The sequence below is a fragment of the Pseudomonas sp. B8(2017) genome (assembly GCF_002113575.1).
Lineage (GTDB): Bacteria > Pseudomonadota > Gammaproteobacteria > Pseudomonadales > Pseudomonadaceae > Aquipseudomonas > Aquipseudomonas putida_Z.
Genome location: NZ_NEIO01000002.1, coordinates 1 through 18,092, shown reverse-complemented (window position 1 = coordinate 18,092; position 18,092 = coordinate 1). Strand labels below are relative to the sequence as shown.

The 18,092-nt window shown below is 65.6% G+C and carries 15 protein-coding genes; 7 read left to right on the top strand and 8 right to left on the bottom strand.

The genetic code is table 11. From position 1 onward, the window contains the following. Window positions 1-3: 3 nt before the first annotated feature. The 3 genes from imuA to CAG22_RS03580 all read right to left on the bottom strand — a co-directional run bounded on the left by imuA (window position 4) and on the right by CAG22_RS03580 (window position 2,560). Window positions 4-624 (bottom strand): translesion DNA synthesis-associated protein ImuA, encoded by a 621-nt coding sequence (gene imuA / locus CAG22_RS03590; RefSeq protein WP_085588732.1) that lies wholly within the window; start codon window positions 622-624, stop codon window positions 4-6. Beyond that, complete coding sequence (gene lexA, locus CAG22_RS03585; RefSeq protein WP_085704425.1) at window positions 624-1,241, bottom strand: transcriptional repressor LexA; 618 nt, start codon at window positions 1,239-1,241, stop codon at window positions 624-626. The genes imuA and lexA overlap by 1 nt, the downstream gene beginning before the upstream one ends. Before the next feature lie 269 nt (window positions 1,242-1,510). Beyond that, entirely contained in the window at window positions 1,511-2,560 is a 1,050-nt protein-coding gene (locus CAG22_RS03580; RefSeq protein ID WP_085704423.1) for an alpha/beta fold hydrolase, read from the bottom strand. Between the two features lie 219 nt (window positions 2,561-2,779). Between CAG22_RS03580 and CAG22_RS03575 the strand changes: the two genes are divergently transcribed. From CAG22_RS03575 to CAG22_RS03565, 3 genes are all read left to right on the top strand, one after another. Beyond that, window positions 2,780-3,025 (top strand): DUF2790 domain-containing protein, encoded by a 246-nt coding sequence (locus CAG22_RS03575; protein WP_015270475.1) that lies wholly within the window; start codon window positions 2,780-2,782, stop codon window positions 3,023-3,025. Between the two features lie 224 nt (window positions 3,026-3,249). Then, window positions 3,250-3,906, top strand: a complete 657-nt coding sequence (locus CAG22_RS03570; protein WP_085704421.1) for an HAD family phosphatase — start codon at window positions 3,250-3,252, stop codon at window positions 3,904-3,906. Window positions 3,907-4,180: 274 nt separating this feature from the next. After that, window positions 4,181-5,092: a LysR substrate-binding domain-containing protein gene (locus CAG22_RS03565; protein ID WP_085704419.1), complete on the top strand. Its 912-nt coding sequence runs from the start codon at window positions 4,181-4,183 to the stop codon at window positions 5,090-5,092. A 147-nt stretch (window positions 5,093-5,239) separates the two neighbouring features. Here the strand turns inward: CAG22_RS03565 and CAG22_RS03560 are convergent, their stop codons facing one another. The 4 genes from CAG22_RS03560 to CAG22_RS03545 form a co-directional block, all read right to left on the bottom strand. Then, on the bottom strand, window positions 5,240-6,013 hold the full coding sequence (locus CAG22_RS03560) for an IclR family transcriptional regulator (protein WP_025339264.1): 774 nt from the start codon (window positions 6,011-6,013) through the stop codon (window positions 5,240-5,242). A 65-nt stretch (window positions 6,014-6,078) separates the two neighbouring features. Next, window positions 6,079-7,533, bottom strand: coding sequence for an amidase (locus tag CAG22_RS03555; protein ID WP_170929272.1), 1,455 nt, complete (start codon window positions 7,531-7,533; stop codon window positions 6,079-6,081). Then, window positions 7,533-8,843: a citrate-proton symporter gene (locus CAG22_RS03550; protein ID WP_015270478.1), complete on the bottom strand. Its 1,311-nt coding sequence runs from the start codon at window positions 8,841-8,843 to the stop codon at window positions 7,533-7,535. Before CAG22_RS03550 ends, CAG22_RS03555 begins: the two co-directional genes overlap by 1 nt. 82 nt (window positions 8,844-8,925) lie before the next feature. Next, complete coding sequence (locus tag CAG22_RS03545; RefSeq protein ID WP_085704415.1) at window positions 8,926-10,101, bottom strand: M20 aminoacylase family protein; 1,176 nt, start codon at window positions 10,099-10,101, stop codon at window positions 8,926-8,928. A 202-nt stretch (window positions 10,102-10,303) separates the two neighbouring features. On the opposite strand from CAG22_RS03545, the gene CAG22_RS03540 reads away from it, so the two are divergent. From CAG22_RS03540 to CAG22_RS03525, 4 genes are all read left to right on the top strand, one after another. Further along, a complete protein-coding gene (locus tag CAG22_RS03540) occupies window positions 10,304-12,820 on the top strand; it encodes an excinuclease ABC subunit UvrA (RefSeq protein WP_085704413.1) in 2,517 nt (838 codons plus the stop codon). A gap of 158 nt (window positions 12,821-12,978) precedes the next feature. Further along, a complete protein-coding gene (locus CAG22_RS03535; RefSeq protein ID WP_085615552.1) occupies window positions 12,979-14,628 on the top strand; it encodes an MFS transporter in 1,650 nt (549 codons plus the stop codon). Next, window positions 14,625-15,758: an HlyD family secretion protein gene (locus tag CAG22_RS03530; RefSeq protein WP_085588600.1), complete on the top strand. Its 1,134-nt coding sequence runs from the start codon at window positions 14,625-14,627 to the stop codon at window positions 15,756-15,758. The genes CAG22_RS03535 and CAG22_RS03530 overlap by 4 nt, the downstream gene beginning before the upstream one ends. A gap of 275 nt (window positions 15,759-16,033) precedes the next feature. Then, window positions 16,034-16,627 carry a hypothetical protein gene (locus tag CAG22_RS03525; protein WP_085588598.1) on the top strand — a complete coding sequence of 198 codons (594 nt, stop codon included), beginning with the start codon at window positions 16,034-16,036 and terminating at the stop codon, window positions 16,625-16,627. A gap of 117 nt (window positions 16,628-16,744) precedes the next feature. Here the strand turns inward: CAG22_RS03525 and CAG22_RS03520 are convergent, their stop codons facing one another. Beyond that, a complete protein-coding gene (locus CAG22_RS03520; protein ID WP_085588595.1) occupies window positions 16,745-17,620 on the bottom strand; it encodes an AEC family transporter in 876 nt (291 codons plus the stop codon). Window positions 17,621-18,092: the final 472 nt, after the last annotated feature.

Sequence of the window (18,092 nt, the reverse complement as noted above, 5' to 3'; positions counted from 1 at the left end):
GCATCAGCCCCGCCCCGGGCAGGCGATGGGCAGCGCCGGTGGCATGCCGCCACGGCTTTTCAGCACGCGCCATTGTGCCGGGCGGGTGTCGACGGCAATACGCAGCGCCGCGGGTGAAGGGTTGTGCGCCGCCTGTTGCGGCCGGCAGGCGAAGGCCAGCGCCTGGCCGGTTTCGGCAGCCACCTGCAAGCGCCGCAGGGCGCGGTCATCGGCACGTTCCGGCCAGCACAGCACCGCCGCGCAACTGCCGGAGCGCAGGCACTGCTCGGCGGCCCACAAGGCATCGGCAGGTGCGGCGTCCACCTGTACCAGCCAGCGCAGGTCCACCCCCGCGGCCTGCCAGGCCGGGGCGTAAGGAATGAATGGCGGTGCCACCAGCACGATTCGGCTGGCTTCAGCGCTCAAGCGGGCCAGGGTTGGCCACAGCAGCTGCAATTCGCCACAGCCGGGGCTGGCCAGCAACAGTTCGCTGAGCGCAGACGCCGGCCAGCCACCTTCCGGCAGGCATTGGTCAAGGGCGGCATGGCCCGTGGGCTGCAGGCCGAGCGGCCGCGCCTGGGCCTGCCGACCGCGCCATACCCGGCGCTGGTCGAGCAACCTGTCGAGGTCGACCACCGCGCCCATCAGTCACGCCTCAGCAAGCCGCAGAACACGCCTTCGATGAAGAACTCCTGTTCAGGCCGCACATCGATAGGCGTATAGGCCGGGTTGCGTGGCAACAGCCGGTAATTGCCACCCTGGCGCTGCAGGCGCTTGATGGTCACCTCGCCGTCCAGGCGGGCGACCACGATCTGGCCATCGCGGGCGTCGGCCTGCTGGAGGATGCCGACCAGGTCACCGTCGAAAATGCCGTCGTCGATCATCGAGTCGCCACGCACCTTCAGCAGGTAGTCGGGGGTACGGCGGAACAGGCTGGGGTCGAGCAGCAACTGCTCGTGAATGTCGAGGTCCGGGCCGATGGGGGCGCCTGCCGCCACCTGGCCCAGCACCGGCACTTCGAGGATTTCCGGGCGGCGCAGCCGTTCGGCCAGGCGTATGCCCCGCGCCTGGTTCGGCGTGACGTCGATGTAGCCGGCCTGGCACAGGGCGGTGATGTGCTTGCGCGCGACACTGCGCGAGGCAAAACCGAAGCGCGTGGCGATATCGGCCAGGCTCGGCGGCTGGCCATGGTCGGCGATGCGCTCACGGATGAACTCGAAGATGGCGCGGCGTTTTGGGGTAAGATTGTCCATGGAGCACATTTGTACTCTTTTCAGAGCACGCTGAACAGCCCCCTTCGTCGACGGCTTGGCGGCTGCGATCAATTGCGACCGCGAAACTACCGCAATGATGCTGAAGGCTATATGGCTGGTCCGGCAAACCTGACTGCACATGGCGAATTGAATCAGCAGGGACACTGTGGGAGCCGCGCTTGCCGGCGATGGGGCGCGAAGCGGCCCCGGTTACAGATGCCCGCTGTGGGTCGGTAACAGCCAGTCGGAGCAGACCGTTCCGCCCCATCGCTGCGTCGTTACATAGACCAACGACCAAAATGCTGCTCCAGGAACTCAGTCACCAGCGAGGCGATCTGCAACTGGATCGCCCCCCGCGACCGGGCGTTATCGCCGTCCCGGCAAATGACACCATCCCCTGGAGCATCGTCTTCGAGCAACGCCATCGCGCCTGGTTTGCACGTCGACAAGAAGCTGAAATGGCTGGCGTCCTCGATCTCGACATAACGACTCGTCGCCGAGGGCAGACGCTTGGCAAGGTCAGCAGATTCCAGCTGCGCGGGAAGGTCTTCAGAAGGCGCGCCAGCCGCAATCACCAACGTCGGCACTGGCAAAGCCGCAAGGCTTTCATCGGTCAGGCCACGTGACAGGCCAAGATCCAGGGTAACGATGGCGGTGACACGACTGTCGCGCAAATCGCCACCCAGTCGAGCTTTCGATGCCGGGACGCTGTCGGCATTGATCTGCTTGTAGACGCTGCAACTCGACAGCTGCGGATGGATGGAACAGTCCTGGGCAAAACGCTTGGAATCAAAGCGGGCGCCGGCAATTTCCAGCGCGGTCCAGCCGCCCAGTGAGTGGCCGACCACTGCAACTTGGCCCTTCGCCACCCGCCCGAACTGATCCGCCTGGGCCATGACCGCATCGATGGCCCGCTGCAAGTCAATGGGACGCCGCCACAACTGTGCCGCGGCTTCAGGGTTGCGATCGCGGGTAGTAGTGCCGGGGTGGTTGACCGCCGCCACGATGTAGCCTTGGTGAGCCAGTGCACTGGCCAGCCACGACTGGTTTCCCCAATTGCCGCGAAAGCCGTGGGAAAGCACCACCAATGGATACGTGCCTACAGTTGGAGGTGCATCGCGCACAGCGAGGTCACCGCTGAAAACCGGGGTATCAGCGATCAACTGTGGTGGCGCAGTAGTCGTACTCGGGTACCAGACGACCAGCTCCAGCGGACGGTCTGTTTGCCTCTCCGATAATGTCGAGGTCTTGAAGCCAATGGTCTTGTAGCCAGCGAATGCAGGTATGTCCAGGCAGATAAAAAGCAACAAGCCGAGCACTGTTTTCATTGTTTTTCTTCCTTGATAGGTCAGCGTCGATCAGATGCAAACCGGTACGCGGGAAACATATCAGCCCTCGCCGCGACCCACACAATCTTTCCGGCGATGCAGCGCTCCAATAGACCAGATAGTGGAAATATATTTTGTGCACTAAATATTATCGCGCAATATTCAACCCAAGCAGCAAGCAGTCGCTGATCCCACTACCCAAGCTAACGGAGCATGATCATGACCTTCATCAAAGCAATCGCCATCACCACCCTGACCTTCGGCAGCAGCGTCGGCGCCTTCGCCCAGACCGCCTCCCCGTACCAGTACGGCATGAACCTGGACATCGCCCAAGTGATCGCGGTGGAGGCCTCGGGCCACGCCACCGACCACGCCGACACCGCCACCCTCACCTACCGTGACAGCGACGGCAAGGTGCAGAAGATCAGCTACCTGCGCCCAGCCACCTCCGCCAACCAGAACTGATGACCAAACTTCGAAAGCCGGAGCGTGCCAACGGCCGGTTACTCGGTTGGCTTTCCAGCTTTGGCAGTTGCTGACTCGACGCGCCGGCGCCAACCTCGCGTTCGAGCACAGCTCTGCCAAGGCTGCCGTACTCCAGTACACTCAGGGAGTCGCGAAGTTCACGTGACTCCAAAGGCAAAGAATCTCCCTTCTGGCCCGCCCATGATTTTGGACCTGGATACCCAATGCTGACTGCCCTGCTGTTCGACCTCGACGGAACCCTCACCGACACTGACACCTTGCACTTGCAGGCCTTTCGCCAACTGCTGCGCGAGCATGACGGCCGCGAGCTGAGCCAGGCGCAGTTCGATGCCCAGGTCAGCGGCCGCGCCAACGGCGAGCTGTTCGCCGAGCTGTTTGCCGGTGCCAGTGCCGAGCAGTGCCAGGAGCTGGCCGACCGCAAGGAGGCGCTGTTCCGCGACATGTCGCCGGCTCTCGAGCCGATGCCGGGCCTTGTGCGCCTGCTGGAACATGCCCGGGCTCGTGACATCGGCATGTGCGTGGTGACCAACGCACCGCGGCTGAACGCCGAGCACATGTTGAACGCCATGGGCCTGGGCCAGCGCTTCGCGCATGTGCTGGTGGCCGAGGAACTGGCACGGCCCAAGCCGGACCCGCTGCCCTACCTGACCGGGTTGCAGCGGCTGGGTGCCGAGGCCGGGCAGGCACTGGCCTTCGAGGATTCGCTGCCGGGGGTGGCGGCAGCGAGTGGCGCGGGGATCTTTACCGTGGGCGTGGCCACTACCCAGACGCCGGAGCGGTTGCTGGCGGCGGGGGCGAAGCTGGTTGTCCGTGACTTCAACGACCCGGCGTTGTGGACCTTGATCGGATCCATGCAATGAGCATACGGGGCCGCTTCGCGCCCCATCGCCGGCAAGCCAGCTCCCACCTCGACCGCATCGACCTCAAGCCATGCGCCATCCCTGTGGGAGCTGGCTTGCCGGCGATCAGGCCAGAACAGGCAGCACAAGACAGTTGCTCCCTCCTCGATCGTATCGGCCTCAAGCCATGCGCTATCCCTGTGGGAGCTGGCTTGCCGGCGATGGGCTGCGAAGCGGCCCCAGGATTTCAAGGCAATATGCATGCCCCTGCCATTGTGCACACCCAGGTCAACCCATGCTGATCGACGAAGAACTGACCCTCAAGAAGCTGGAAACCTTCCTCGCCTTCATGCGCACCGGCAACCTCGGCCGCGCCGCCGCCGAGCTGACCACCAGCGCCGTCAGCGTGCACCGTGCGATCCACTCGCTGGAAAGCGCACTGCGCTGCCCGCTGTTCAAGCACGAAGGCCGCCAGCTGATCCCGCTCGAAAGCGCCTACGTGCTGGAAAAGAAAGCCCGCCAGCTGATCCAGGACGCCGAGCAGATGGTCCGCCAGACCCGCGAGGCCGCCGGTTTCTATGCCGAACGCTTCCGCCTGGGCGCGCTCTACTCGCTGACGGTGAAAACCGTGCCCAAGCTGGTCATGGGCCTCAAGCTGCGCCGCAGCGAACTCAACATCGACCTGACCCTGGGCTCCAACGTCGACCTGCTGCAGCGCCTGAAGAACCACGAACTGGAAGCCATCCTCGTGTCGCTCGACGAAAGCGTCAGCGACCCGGCCTGCGAGCAGCTGCCGCTGTTTTCCGACGACATCTTCCTTGCCGTGCCCATCGATTCACCCTTCGCCGAGCAGGCCGAAGTGGACCTGGCCGACCTGGCCGACTCCACCTTCATCACCCTGACCCAGGGCTTTGCCACCCACCGCGATGGCGCCCGGGTGTTCCAGCAGGCCGGCTTCGAACCCAAGGTGGCCATGCAGGTGAACGATATCTTCACCCTGCTGAGCATGGTCAGCTCGGGCGTGGGCTTTGCCCTGCTGCCCGGGCGTATAGCGGCGGTGTACGAAAACCGGGTCAGGTTGATCGCCCTGAAGCCGCAATATCGCTTGCAGCAGCATATCGGCGTGGTGTTCCTCAAGGCGCGGGAGCGGGAGCCGAACCTGCTGGCGTTGCTGGCAGAATGCCGGATGTACAGCCTGGAGCGCTGAGGGGTCTCGGAACACAGCCTCTTTTGTTGTTTGCTGCACTGGCCTCTTCGCGGGTAAACCCGCTCCCACAGGTACCGAGCAAACCTCGGGCAATGCACTTACCCTGTGGGAGCGGGTTTACCCGCGAAGAGGCCGGTGCAGGCTGACTCAAACCACCAAGGCCCGCTGCACCTCGCCCACCGTTGTAGCCAGGCTGTTCAGGTGCAGGTTCAACACCCGCTCCACCGGCGCCTGGTCCAGCGGCCAGTGCAAGGCAATGCTCCCGGCCAGGCGCCCTTCGGCATGCACCGGCAGGGCTATCGCGCGGATCAGGAACGGCAAGCGCACCGGGTACTCCCAGTGCCCTTCGGTGCGCTGGCCGAAGCCCTTGTTCGCTTCCTCCTCGATGTCGCGCAGCACCGTCTCGTCGCCCACCCGCGCATGGGCCGCCAGGCGCTGCACTTCATCGACCGCCAACTCACCCAGGCATGCCCGCCCCATCGCCGAGTGGAACAGGCTGGCATGATGGCCGACGATCTGGCAGGTGTGCGGGTAGCGTTTGCGCAATACCTGGGGGATGGCGCTTTCCATCACCTCCAGCCGCTCGCCGTCGAAACATGACAGGTCAACCACCAACCCGGTGCGCTCGCTCAACTCCAGCAACATGGGTGCGGCGTGCTCCACCAGGCGCCGCTTGAAACGCAGCTGGCGGTCACCGAACAGGCGCCGCGCGCACAGCCGGTAACGCCGGTCGCTGAGGCCGCGGTAGACCCAGCCCTGCTCCTGCAAGGTGGCGAGCATGCGCGACACCGTGGCCTTGGGCAGCGCCGTCAGGTAATGCAGTTCTTCCAGGCCCAGCGCCTGGTGTTCGCCCAGCAGGTCGACGATGGCCAGCGCCCGTTCCACCGAACGCACGCCGCCACTGTCTGCCGTGATGCCCATGAGTGTGACCTCCCTGTAGCTGGATGGTCAGGATAGCCAGCAAGATCCGCGCCTGCCCAGCGGTTTCATGGCGCTTGCAGACTCCGGGGTGGGCGCCGCGCTACCCAACGGGTGAGTTGTTCATGGGCATGGGCCAGCTGCAACACCGCATGGTCGTCCTGGGCCGGGCCGATGATCTGCAGGCCCATGGGCAACCCGGCAGCGTTGAAGCCGACCGGTACGCTGATGCTCGGCAAGCCGGCCAGGGTCGGCCCTATCACCACTTCCATCCAGCGGTGATAGGTGTCCATCGCCCGCCCTCCGACCGCCGTTGGCCAAGGTTGCCGTGCATCGAATGGGAACACCTGGGCCGATGGCAACAGCAGGTAATCGTAACGCTCGAACAGCTTGCCCAGCGCGCGGTACCAGTCGCTGCGGGCCACCGAAGCCTGGTACACCGCCGCCGCGCTCAGGTGCAGGCCACCCTCCACCTCCCACCGCGCCTCGGGCTTGAGCAGCGCGCGCTTGCCCGGGTCGGCATAGGCCGCAGCGAGGTTGCCGTGCACCAGGAAGTGGCGATGGGTCAGCCAGCATTGCCACAAACGCGCCAGGTCGAACGCCGGTTGGCAGGCTTCGACCCGGCAGCCCAGTTCGGCGAAGTCTGCCAGGGCCGCTTCGCACAGGCTCAGCACCCCGTCATCCATCGCCAGGTAGCCGTCGTAGTCGCCCAGCCAGCCAACCCGCACGCCGCGGAAATCGCGCTGCAACCCGGCGGCAAAATCGCGCCGGCCCTCGCCCAGCGACAACGGCGCCCGCGCATCGAAGCCCGCCTGGGTCGACAACAGCCGCGCCACATCCACCACGCTGCGGCCCATCGGCCCCTCGGTGGCCAGCTGCTGCAAGAACAGTTCCGGCGCCGGCCCGTGGGGTACGCGGCCCTGCGACGGGCGCAGGCCATACACGTTGTTGAACGCCGCCGGGTTGCGCAGCGAGCCCATCATGTCGCTGCCGTCGGCGACCGGCAGCAGGCGCATGGCCAGCGCCGCCGCCGCCCCGCCGCTGCTGCCCCCGGCCACCTTGCCCGGGTCGTAGGCGTTGGTGGTGGTGCCGAACAGGGTGTTGTAGGTCTGCGAACCAAGGCCGAATTCCGGCACATTGCTCTTGCCCACGATCAGCGCACCACTGGCCCGCACCCGCGCCACACTGATCGCGTCTTGCTCGGGCACCTGCTCGGCGAACAGCGGCGAGCCCAGGGTGGTGCGCAGCCCGGCTGTGGCGGCCAGGTCCTTGATCGCCTGGGGCATGCCATGCATCCAGCCGCGCGAATGGCCACGGGCCAGCTCGCGGTCACGCTCATCGGCCTCGGCCAGCAGTGCCTCGGCCGGGCGCAGCGACACCAGCGCATTGACCTGCGGGTTGAAGCGTTCGATATGCGCCAGATAAGCCTGCATCACCTCCCGGCACGACATCTGGCGGGCATGGATGGCCCGGGACAATGCCTCGGCATCGAGGGCAACGATGGGGTCGATGGCTAGCGGCATCACGGTTTCACTCCAAGGTTGAAAGCGGCAGGCTTGCCCGCGCGTGGGGCTTCTTTCAGGCAATAGGTGCCCAGCAGTGTCAGCAGGCAGGCGAACAGCACATAGAACGACGGCGCCACCGGGGTACCGAGCACCTTGCTCAGCCAGGTGACGATCAACGGGGCGAAGCCGCCGAACACCATCACCGCCACGTTATAGGCCACCGACACACCGGTAGAACGCACCTCGACCGGGAACTGTTCGGCCAGGGCCGTGGGCGCCGGCCCGAAGAAGCCACCAATGGCGGTGCACAGCAGCAGTTGCATCACCAGCAGGCGCTCCAGCGACGGCGCGGCAGCCACCCACACATACAACGGGTAGACCATGACGAAGAACGCCAGGGTGAAGGCCATCAGCACCGGGCGCCGCCCCAGCCGGTCAGACAACGCCCCGGACAGCGGAATCACCACGGTCATCAGCCCAACCGCAAGCATCTGCACCAGCAGCACCTGGTCCAGCGGCAGGCCGAGGTTCTTGTGGGCGAAGGTCGGCATGTTCACCAGCACCACGTAGAACGACACCGTCGCGCCACAGGCCAGGCCCATCGATACCAACAGGCTGCGCCGATGCTCACGCAGCACCTGCCACAGGCTGGGCGACTGGCCCTTGGCCTGGCGGCGCGCCTCGATGAATTCCTCGGGTTCTTCCATGTGCTTGCGAATCCACAGCCCCACCGGGCCGATCAGCAGGCCGAGCACGAACGGGATACGCCAGCCCCAACTGTCCAGCGCCGCTGGCGTGCACAAGTGGGTGACCAGGGCCACCATCGCCGCCCCGGAGAACACCGCCAGGCACTGCCCCACCAGCTGCCACGAGCCATACAGGCCCTTGCGGTGGGCCGGCGCGCTCTCCACCAGGAAGGCCGTGGCGCTGGCGTACTCGCCGCCGGTGGCAAAACCCTGCAGCATGCGCGCCACCACGATCAGCATCGGCGCGGCCATGCCGATGGCCAGGTAGTCGGGGGCAAAGGCGATCATGGCAATGGACACGGTCATCAGCCGGATGATCATCTGCATCGCCGCCTTGCGGCCCTTGCGGTCGGAATACATGCCCAGCAGCACGCCGCCCACCGGGCGCATGAAAAAGCCGACGCCGAAGGTGGCCAGGGCCATCAGCAGCGAGGCGTATTCGTCGTCGGAGGGGAAGAACTGGCGGGCGATGATGCTGGCCAGAAAGCCGTACACGATAAAGTCATACCACTCCAGGGCGTTGCCGATGACGGCGGCGACCACTTGCCGGGTACGCGACACGCCGGTGCTCGAAGTCTGCATAGGAAACACTCCACACAATGATTGGGTGATCGCCCAGGCGCGGTCGCGCCCGGGTTCCAGCGGCAGTCGTCAAAAGGAAAGGTCAGGCGGGCGCGAGCCAGCGCTCTGCCAGCGCGCCCCAGTAGGCGGCGCCGGTCAGCAGGATGTCGTCGTTGAAGTCATAGGCCGGGTTGTGCACCATCGGCCGCGATACGCCATTGCCGATGAACAGGTAGGCGCCCGGGCAGCGTTGCAGCATCCAGGCGAAGTCTTCGCTGCCCATCAGCTTGCGGGTGTTGCCATCCACTGCCTCGGCACCGAGCAATTCCACCCCCACCTGCCGGGCGAAGGCGTTTTCCGCGGCGTGGTTGACCAACACCGGGTAGGCCGGGCGGTGTTCGATGGTGGTGCGGCAGCCAAAGCTCTCGGCCTGGCTGACGATAATGGCCCGTACCCGCTCCAGGGTCTGCGCCCGCACCTCGGCGTTCAGCGCGCGCAGGCTCAGGCGCAGCAGCGCCTGCTGCGGGATCACGTTGGCCGCTTCGCCGGCCTGCAAGGCGCCGACGGTAACCACGGCCGCCTCCTGCGCATCGATATTGCGCGCCACCACGGTTTGCAGGGCCATCACCACGCTGGCCGCCGCCACCAGCGGGTCGACGGTCAGGTGCGGCATCGAGCCATGGCCGCCAACCCCGTCGAGGGTCACCGTGAGCAGGTCTTGCGAGGCCATCATCGGCCCTTCGCGGAAGCCCAGGTGCCCCGCCGGCAGCCCGGGCATGTTGTGCATGCCGAACAGTGCATCGCAAGGGAAGCGCTCCAGCAGGCCGTCAGCCAGCATCGCCTCGGCGCCACCCTGGCCCTCCTCGGCCGGCTGGAAGATCAACGTCAGCGTGCCGTCGAACTGCCGGGTCGCCGCCAGGTAGCGCGCGGCGCCAAGCAGCATGGTGGTATGCCCGTCGTGGCCGCAGGCGTGCATGCAGCCCTGGTGCTGGCTGCTGTACGCGGCGCCGGTAGCCTCGTGGATGGGCAGCGCGTCCATGTCGGCGCGCAGGCCCAGGCGGCGTGGGCTGCTGCCATTGCGCAGTACGCCGACCACGCCGGTCTTGCCGATACCGGTGTGCACTTCATAGCCCCATTCTTCGAGCAGTCGGGCAACCAGCGCCGAAGTGCGGCTTTCTTCGAAGCCCAGTTCCGGGTGAGCGTGGATATCGTGACGGATTGCGTGCAGGTCGCTGGCCACATCGTTCAGCCAGGCCAGGATGTGCTGATGTCGGGACATGTAGAGTCTCCTCGCGCGGGTGGTTTCCCGTTCTTGTTGTTCGCCTTGAGGTCACGACGGGTGAGGCAGGTCGTGCTTGGCTGACAGATAAGCGCGAGGAAGCTGGGAGCACAATCGAATCTGGTTTCACACGGTGGAACACAAAGTCGTGCCTTTGCTGTTACCTTGAACGCACTGTTCAGCCAAAGCCAAGGACTGCGTCATGCCCCCACGCCCCACCACCCCCACCGGTTTCATCCGCGTCCGTGGCGCCCGCGAACACAACCTCAAGAACATCGATGTCGATATCCCCCGTGACGCTCTGGTGGTGTTCACCGGCGTGTCCGGCTCGGGCAAGTCCTCGCTGGCCTTCTCCACCCTCTACGCCGAAGCCCAGCGCCGCTACTTCGAATCGGTCGCGCCCTATGCCCGGCGCCTGATCGACCAGGTCGGCGTGCCGGACGTCGACGCCATCGAAGGCCTGCCCCCGGCCGTGGCCCTGCAGCAGCAACGCGGCACGCCGAGTGCACGTTCCTCGGTGGGCAGCGTGACCACCCTGTCCAGTTCGATCCGCATGCTCTACTCCCGCGCCGGCCACTACCCGGCCGGCCAGGCGATGCTGTATGCCGAGGATTTTTCGCCCAACACGCCGCAGGGCGCCTGCCCGGAATGCCATGGCATGGGCCGGGTCTACGAAGTGAACGAAGCGACCATGGTCCCCGACCCGTCGCTGACCATCCGCGAGCGCGCCGTGGCGGCCTGGCCGATGGCCTGGCAGGGCCAGAACCTGCGCGACATCCTGGTGACGCTGGGCTACGACGTCGATACCCCCTGGCGCGACCTGCCACAGGCGCAGCGCGACTGGATCCTGTTCACCGAAGAAACACCCACCGCGCCGGTGTATGCCGGACTGACCCCGGCGCAGACCCGCGCCGCCCTCAAGCGCAAGCTAGAGCCCAGCTACCAGGGCACGTTCATGGGTGCCCGGCGTTACGTGCTGCACACCTTCATGCACTCGCAAAGCGCGCAGATGCGCAAGCGCGTTGCCCAGTTCATGCGCCCCAGCCCGTGCCCGCTGTGCCAGGGCAAGCGCCTGAAGCGCGAGGCCCTGGGGGTGACCTTCGCCGGCCTGGATATCGCCGAGCTGTCGCACCTGTCGTTGCAGTCGCTGGCCGAGGTATTGCGCAAGGTGGCGGCAGCAGATTACCTGGCACAACAGCAGGACGACCTGACCCTGGAAAAGCGCCTGGCTGCCCAACGCATCGCCAACGAACTGCTCGAACGCATCGACACCCTGCTCGACCTGGGCCTGGGCTACCTGGCCCTGGAACGCAGCACCCCGACCCTGTCCTCTGGCGAGCTGCAACGCCTGCGCCTGGCCACCCAGCTGAACTCGCAGTTGTTTGGCGTGATCTACGTGCTCGACGAGCCTTCGGCCGGTTTGCACCCGGCCGACAGCGAAGCCCTGTTCGAGGCGCTGCAGCGCCTTAAGCACGCGGGCAACTCGGTCTATGTGGTGGAACACGACCTGGACACCATGCGCCGCGCCGACTGGCTGGTGGATGTAGGGCCTGCCGCTGGCGAGCATGGCGGTACCATCCTCTACAGCGGGCCGCCCACGGGCCTGGCCCAGGTCGAGCAGTCGAGCACCCGGGCCTACCTGTTCAGTGCACCGGCCCAGATCACGCGCACGCCCCGCCAGGCCCACGACTGGCTGAAGCTCGAAGGCATCAGCCGCAACAACCTGAACAACCTCAGTGCACAATTCCCGCTGGGCTGCTTTACCGCCGTTACCGGTATTTCCGGGTCGGGCAAGTCGAGCCTGGTCAGCCAGGCGCTGCTGGAGCTGGTGGGTGCGCACCTGGGCCATGCCGCCCAACGCAACGAGCCCGAAGAGCAGAGCCTGGAAGATGAACCTGAACAGGCCAGCGGCGGGCATGTGAGCGCGGGCCTTGGCAGCATCAGGCGCCTGGTGCAGGTCGACCAGAAGCCGATCGGCCGTACGCCCCGCTCCAACCTGGCCACCTACACCGGCCTGTTCGACCATGTGCGCAAGCTGTTCGCCGCCACCGAACAGGCCAAGGCAAAAGGCTTCGATGCCGGGCGTTTCTCCTTCAACGTTGCCAAGGGGCGCTGCGAGAACTGCGAGGGCGAAGGCTTCGTCAGCGTCGAGTTGCTGTTCATGCCCAGCGTCTATGCGCCCTGCCCGACCTGCCATGGCGCCCGCTACAACCCGGAAACCCTGGCGGTGAGCTGGCAGGGCATGAACATTGCGCAGGTGCTGCAGCTGACGGTCGACCAGGCCTTGCTGGTGTTCGCCGAACAGCCAGCGGCGCGGCGCTGCCTGCAGGTGCTGCAGGACATCGGCCTGGGCTATCTGCGCCTGGGCCAGCCGGCCACCGAACTGTCCGGCGGCGAGGCGCAGCGCATCAAGCTGGCCACCGAGCTGCAACGCATGGCCCGCGGGGCGACGCTATATGTACTGGACGAACCTACCAACGGCTTGCACCCGCAGGACATCGACCGGCTGCTGGTGCAGCTCAACCGCCTGGTCGATGGAGGGCACAGCGTGGTGGTGGTCGAGCATGACATGCGAGTGGTGGCGCAGAGCGACTGGGTGATCGACATCGGGCCTGGGGCCGGCGATGCCGGGGGCCAGGTAGTGGTCAGCGGCACGCCGCAGGTGGTGGCCGGGTGTGCTGAAAGCCGCACTGCGGAGTTTCTGGCCAAGGCCTTGTAGCGCCTGCTCCGGCCTCTTCGCGGGCTTGCCCGCTCCCACAGGTTCACCACAGTCGTGCAAGCTGTGCAGTACCTGTGGGAGCGGGCAAGCCCGCGAAGAGGCCGGCACAGGAGATAGACTGTTTTCATCCCCCGGCACCCTCAAGTACAGTCTGCCCCATGGACAAATACGCCCCCCGCCAGTGGCTCCCCCACGAAAAACCCAGCCTGCCGGGCTCCCCCTCCACGCCCCTGCACACGCCCGCCAAACGTCTGGCCTACGGCGTGGTCGGGCTGCTAGTGGCGATCACCGGTGGCCTGGGTAACGCGCTGGTCACCGCCAACCTTGTGTTCCTGCAAGGAGCGCTGGGCGCAACCACGGCGGAAATGGCCTGGCTGCCGGCCGCCTATGTAATGACCAACGTGTCCATCAACCTGCTGCTGGTGAAGTTCCGCCAGCAATTCGGCCTGCGCGCGTTCACCGAAGTGTTCCTGGTGCTCTATGCCCTGGTCACCTTCGCCCACCTGCTGGTCAACGACCTCAACTCGGCCATCGCCGTGCGGGCGGCCCACGGCATGGTCGGTGCCGCGCTCAGCTCGCTGGGGCTGTACTACATGATCCAGGCGTTCCCGGCGCAATGGCGGCTGAAGGCAATGGTACTTGGCCTGGGCGCCTCGCAGCTGGCGTTGCCGCTGGCACGGATATTTTCCGAAGACCTGCTGCAGATCGCCGAATGGCGCGGCCTGTACCTGTTCGAACTGGGCCTGGCGCTGGCCGCGCTGGGCTGCGTGCTGATGCTCAAACTGCCCCCCGGTGACCGCTTCAAGACCTTCGAGCCGCTGGACTTTCTCACCTTCTCGCTGATGGCCAGCGGTACCGCGCTGCTGTGCGCCGTGCTGTCACTCGGGCGTATCGACTGGTGGCTGGAGGCGCCCTGGATCGGCATGGCCCTGGCGGCCTCGATCGCGCTGATCTTCAGCGGCCTGGCCATCGAGCACAATCGCCAGAACCCGCTGCTGATGACCCGCTGGCTGGGCAGCGGCGCGATCATTCGCCTGGCCCTGTGCGTGGTGCTGATCCGCATGGTCACCTCGGAGCAGTCCACCGGGGCGGTCGGCTTCCTGCAGGCGCTGAACCTGGGCAGCGAGCAGATGCGCACGCTGTACGCGGTCATGCTGCTGGGCGCGGTGGCCGGCCTGGCCAGCAGTGCCTTCACCATCAACCCCAACCACCTGGTGATCCCGCTGTTCATCTCGCTGCTGGCCATGGCCACCGGCGCCTTCATGGACAGCAGTTCGAGCAACCTCACCCGCCCGGCACAGATGTACCTCAGCCAGTTCCTGCTGGCGTTCGGCAGCACCTTCTTCCTCGGCCCGTCCATGGCCCTTGGCATCAGCCATGTGCGCGCCAACCCGCGCAACCTGGTGAGTTTCTCGGTGCTGTTCGGCATCTGCAACAACCTCGGCGGCCTGATTGGCGCGGCGCTGCTGGGCACCTTCCAGACCTGGCGGGAAAAATTCCACTCCAGCCACCTGATGGACCGCCTCAGCTACCTGGAACCCTTGGTCACGGCTCGCGTGCAAAGTGGCGGTGCCGGCTACGGCGGCATCATCGCCGACCCGGCCCTGCGCAGCGAAGCCGGCATGCGCCTGCTGGCCAGTGCCGCCACCCGCGAGGCGAACATCATGGCCTACAACGATGTGTTCGTGCTGATCGGCAGCATCGCTATTCTGACCATGATCTGGATCTGCATCCGTAGTACCTGGCTCTGGCACACCAAACGCCGGGCCATTTCCCCTGACTCCACTCCCGGCGCGCCCACCCGATGACCGACGACACCCGCACCACGACCACCACTGCCATCGCCGAAACCCCGGAAGGCGCCACGCCGCCCAGCGAGCCGACCAGCCCGGTGCGTTCGCGGCGGGTGCGGATCCTGTCGTCGATCAGCTTCGCCTGCGTGGCCCTGGCCGGCATCCTGCTGGTGCTGTATGCCTGGCGCCTGCCGCCATTCAGCAGTGCCATCGAAAGCACCGAGAACGCCCTGGTGCGCGGCCAGGTGACCATCATCGGGCCGCAGCTGAGCGGCTATATCGTCGATGTGCCGGTGCATGACTTCCAGTTCGTCAAGGCCGGCGACCTGCTGGTGCAACTGGACGACCGCATCTACAAGCAACGCCTGGCCCAGGCCATCGCCCAGCTGCAGCAGCAACAGGCGGCCCTGGCCAACAACCTGCAGCAGCGCAACAGTGCCGAAGCCACCATTGCCCAGCGCCAGGCGGCCATCGGCGATGCCGCTGCCCAGGCAACCAAGGCCAGGGCCGACCTCAGCCGCAACCAGGCGCTGGTCAGCGATGGCTCGGTGTCGCGGCGCGATCTGGACCTGGCCCGGGCCAGCGAAGCCGCTGCGGTCGCCAGCCTGGCCCAGGCCAAGGCGGCACTGGAAATCGCCCGCCAGGACCGCGAAACCGTGGTAGTCAACCGGGCCGCGCTGGAGGCCTCGGTGGAAAACGCCAAAGCCGCCGTGGAGCTGGCCCGCATCGACCTCGACAACACCCGCGTCACCGCCCCGCGCGACGGCCAGCTGGGGCAGATCGGCACGCGCCTGGGGGCCTATGTCAATTCCGGTGCACAGTTGATGGCGCTGGTGCCCGACACCCTGTGGGTGATCGCCAACATGAAGGAAACCCAGATGGCCGATGTGCGCATCGGCCAGCCGGTGAGTTTTACCGTGGATGCGCTGAACCACCTGAGGCTGCATGGGCACGTGCAGCAGATCTCACCGGCCACCGGCTCGGAGTTCGCCTTGCTGCAGGCGGACAATGCCACCGGCAACTTCGTCAAGATTGCCCAGCGCATACCGGTGCGGATCACCGTGGATGCCGACCAGCCGGAGGCTCGGCGCTTGCGGCCGGGGATGTCGGTGGTGGTCAGTATCGATACTCGTGGCGAACAGTGATGTTGCCTTTACCGACCCAATCGCCGGCAAGCCGGCTCCCACAGTTACGGTGCAGCTCTCAAGGCCTGTGGTGTACCTGTGGGAGCTGGCAAGCCGGCTCCCAAAGTTACGGTGCAGCTCTCAGGCCTGTGGTGTACCTGTGGGAGCTGGCTTGCCGGCGATTGGGCCAGCGAAGATCATGCAGAGATGCCGTCTTGCCATGATTGCGCCGCTCTAGCCCGTAGGTTCTAATCGCGCACGACCCGTTTGCCTTTGTCACTCAAGGAAGTGTCACCATGTACAGGAAGATCGTGCCGCTGGCGCTGTTGGCAACCCTGGCCGGTTGCTCGAACAGCGAGGACACCAGCGAGGCCAGTTTCCAGAAGGCCGCCCAGGCCTACCTCGATACCCAGTACCCGCACTGCTTCGTCATCACTTCATTCCCGACCAAGACCCAGGACTTCGACCTCCATGGCACCAACAAGGCGTTGCATGCCCTGGCCCAGGTAGGTGTGGTCAGCGAAAAGGAGATCTCGCGCACCGAGGTGCCCGCCCGCCTGTGGCAAGCGGCACGCACGGACATCTACTACGCCTATGACCTCACCGACGAAGGCCGCAAGTACTACAAGGCGGATAACGGGCTGTGCTTCGGCAAGGCGCAGGTCACCGCCATCGAGCAGTTCAGTGAGCCGAGCGAGGTGACTGGGCAGAAGATGTCGAATGTGACCTATGCCTACAAGATCACTGGGTTACCGGCGTGGGCCGGGGATGATGGGGTCAAGGCCAGCATTGCCGAACTGGGCAAGGCGGTGGCCAGCAATGACACGCCGCTCAAGGAAACCCGGGCGATGGTGCTGACCAGCCAGGGGTGGCGGTTGCAGGAGAAATAGCCGTTTGCCGTGCCGGCCTCTTCGCGGGTAAACCCGCTCCCACAGGTCCATCACAGGCCTTGAGACCTGCGCAGTACCTGTGGGAGCGGGTTTACCCGCGAAAGAGCCGGTACAGACTTACATCCACCAAGCCAGCACCACCGGCAACCAGGCAAACGACAGCACCGTGGAACACATCACCAGGTTCGCCACCTGCTCCGGTTCGCGGTTGGCGCGCACCGCCATCAGGTAGTTGAACACCGCCACCGGCATCGCCGACTGCACCACCAGCACCGCACGCTCCAAGCTGCCCATGCCCAGCGCCGCACCTACCGCCCAGCCCACGGCAGCCCCCAGGCCAATGCGCAAACCGCCCAGCAGCATGCCGCTGCCCACATGGCGCAGGCGAATGCTGGCCAGCGACACGCCCAGTGTCAGCAACATCAGCGGGATGGTCATGCCGCCCAGCAGGTTTGCGGTATTGGCCAGCCAGCGCGGCAACTCGAAATCGAGAAAGATGATCGGCATGGCGCCGGCCAGGCTGATCACGATGGGGTTACGCAGCAATGCCTTGAGCGAAGCCGCAGTACCGGAAATGGCCATGCCGAGGGTGAACTGCACGATCGACAGGGTCAGGAAGAACGCCACTGCCAGGGCCAGGCCGTGTTCGCCAAAGGCGTACAAGCTGATCGGCAGGCCCATGTTGCCGGTGTTGGGGAACATGAACGCCGGCAACAGCACACGCCAGTGCATGCCCGAAGCGCGGCACACCAGCAAGCCGGCCAGGGCCATGCCCAGGGTGCACAGCAGGCAGGCCATGGCCATGCTGGTGAAGGCGGTCGGGTCCAGTTCGGTGCGGCTGAGCGTGGAAAGCACCAGCGACGGGGTGCCGACGGTCATCACCACCCGGGCGATGAATTCGGTGGGGTAGTCCAGGCCCTTGCGGGCCCAGGCATAGCCGATGCCGGCGACGATGAAAACCGGGGCCAGGACTGCGAACAGCGAAGCGAACATGGGGGCCTTCCTTGGGGGTGGGCCCCGCATTATGCCGCAGTCTGCGGGATTGCCGGGGCTGCTTTGCAGCCCAATCGCCGGCAAGCCGGCTCCCACAGGTACAGCGCCAAGCCTTGAGGTATCACCACCATGCGGGAGTAACTGTCTTGTGTTGCCTGTTCTGGCCTCATCGCCGGCAAGCCGGCTCCCACAGGTACAGCGCCAAGCCTTGAGGTATCACCACCATGCGGGAGTAACTGTCTTGTGTTGCCTGTTCTGGCCCCATCGCCGGCAAGCCGGCTCCCACAGGTACAGCGCCAAGCCTTGAGGTATCACCACCATGCAGGAGTAACAGTCTTGTGTTGTCTGTTCTGGCCCCATCGCCGGCAAGCCGGCTTGTATGGTGATACTCGAAGGGGTGGTGGGACGAAAAAGCCGAATCTGACTGTTCACAGCAGTACAGACCGTGGGAGAACTCGCCCCACCCCTTCAC

Bases quoted from the DNA above. Each gene is read 5' to 3' on its own strand.
- CAG22_RS03570 (WP_085704421.1), top strand. From the start codon at position 3,250: ATGCTGACTGCCCTGCTGTTCGACCTCGACGGAACCCTCACCGACACT.
- CAG22_RS03550 (WP_015270478.1), bottom strand. From the start codon at position 8,843: ATGCAGACTTCGAGCACCGGCGTGTCGCGTACCCGGCAAGTGGTCGCC.
- CAG22_RS03520 (WP_085588595.1), bottom strand. From the start codon at position 17,620: ATGTTCGCTTCGCTGTTCGCAGTCCTGGCCCCGGTTTTCATCGTCGCC.
- CAG22_RS03565 (WP_085704419.1), top strand. From the start codon at position 4,181: ATGCTGATCGACGAAGAACTGACCCTCAAGAAGCTGGAAACCTTCCTC.
- CAG22_RS03535 (WP_085615552.1), top strand. From the start codon at position 12,979: ATGGACAAATACGCCCCCCGCCAGTGGCTCCCCCACGAAAAACCCAGC.
- imuA (WP_085588732.1), bottom strand. From the start codon at position 624: ATGGGCGCGGTGGTCGACCTCGACAGGTTGCTCGACCAGCGCCGGGTA.
- CAG22_RS03580 (WP_085704423.1), bottom strand. From the start codon at position 2,560: ATGAAAACAGTGCTCGGCTTGTTGCTTTTTATCTGCCTGGACATACCT.
- CAG22_RS03525 (WP_085588598.1), top strand. From the start codon at position 16,034: ATGTACAGGAAGATCGTGCCGCTGGCGCTGTTGGCAACCCTGGCCGGT.
- lexA (WP_085704425.1), bottom strand. From the start codon at position 1,241: ATGTGCTCCATGGACAATCTTACCCCAAAACGCCGCGCCATCTTCGAG.
- CAG22_RS03545 (WP_085704415.1), bottom strand. From the start codon at position 10,101: ATGTCCCGACATCAGCACATCCTGGCCTGGCTGAACGATGTGGCCAGC.
- CAG22_RS03575 (WP_015270475.1), top strand. From the start codon at position 2,780: ATGACCTTCATCAAAGCAATCGCCATCACCACCCTGACCTTCGGCAGC.
- CAG22_RS03555 (WP_170929272.1), bottom strand. From the start codon at position 7,533: ATGCCGCTAGCCATCGACCCCATCGTTGCCCTCGATGCCGAGGCATTG.
- CAG22_RS03560 (WP_025339264.1), bottom strand. From the start codon at position 6,013: ATGGGCATCACGGCAGACAGTGGCGGCGTGCGTTCGGTGGAACGGGCG.
- CAG22_RS03540 (WP_085704413.1), top strand. From the start codon at position 10,304: ATGCCCCCACGCCCCACCACCCCCACCGGTTTCATCCGCGTCCGTGGC.
- CAG22_RS03530 (WP_085588600.1), top strand. From the start codon at position 14,625: ATGACCGACGACACCCGCACCACGACCACCACTGCCATCGCCGAAACC.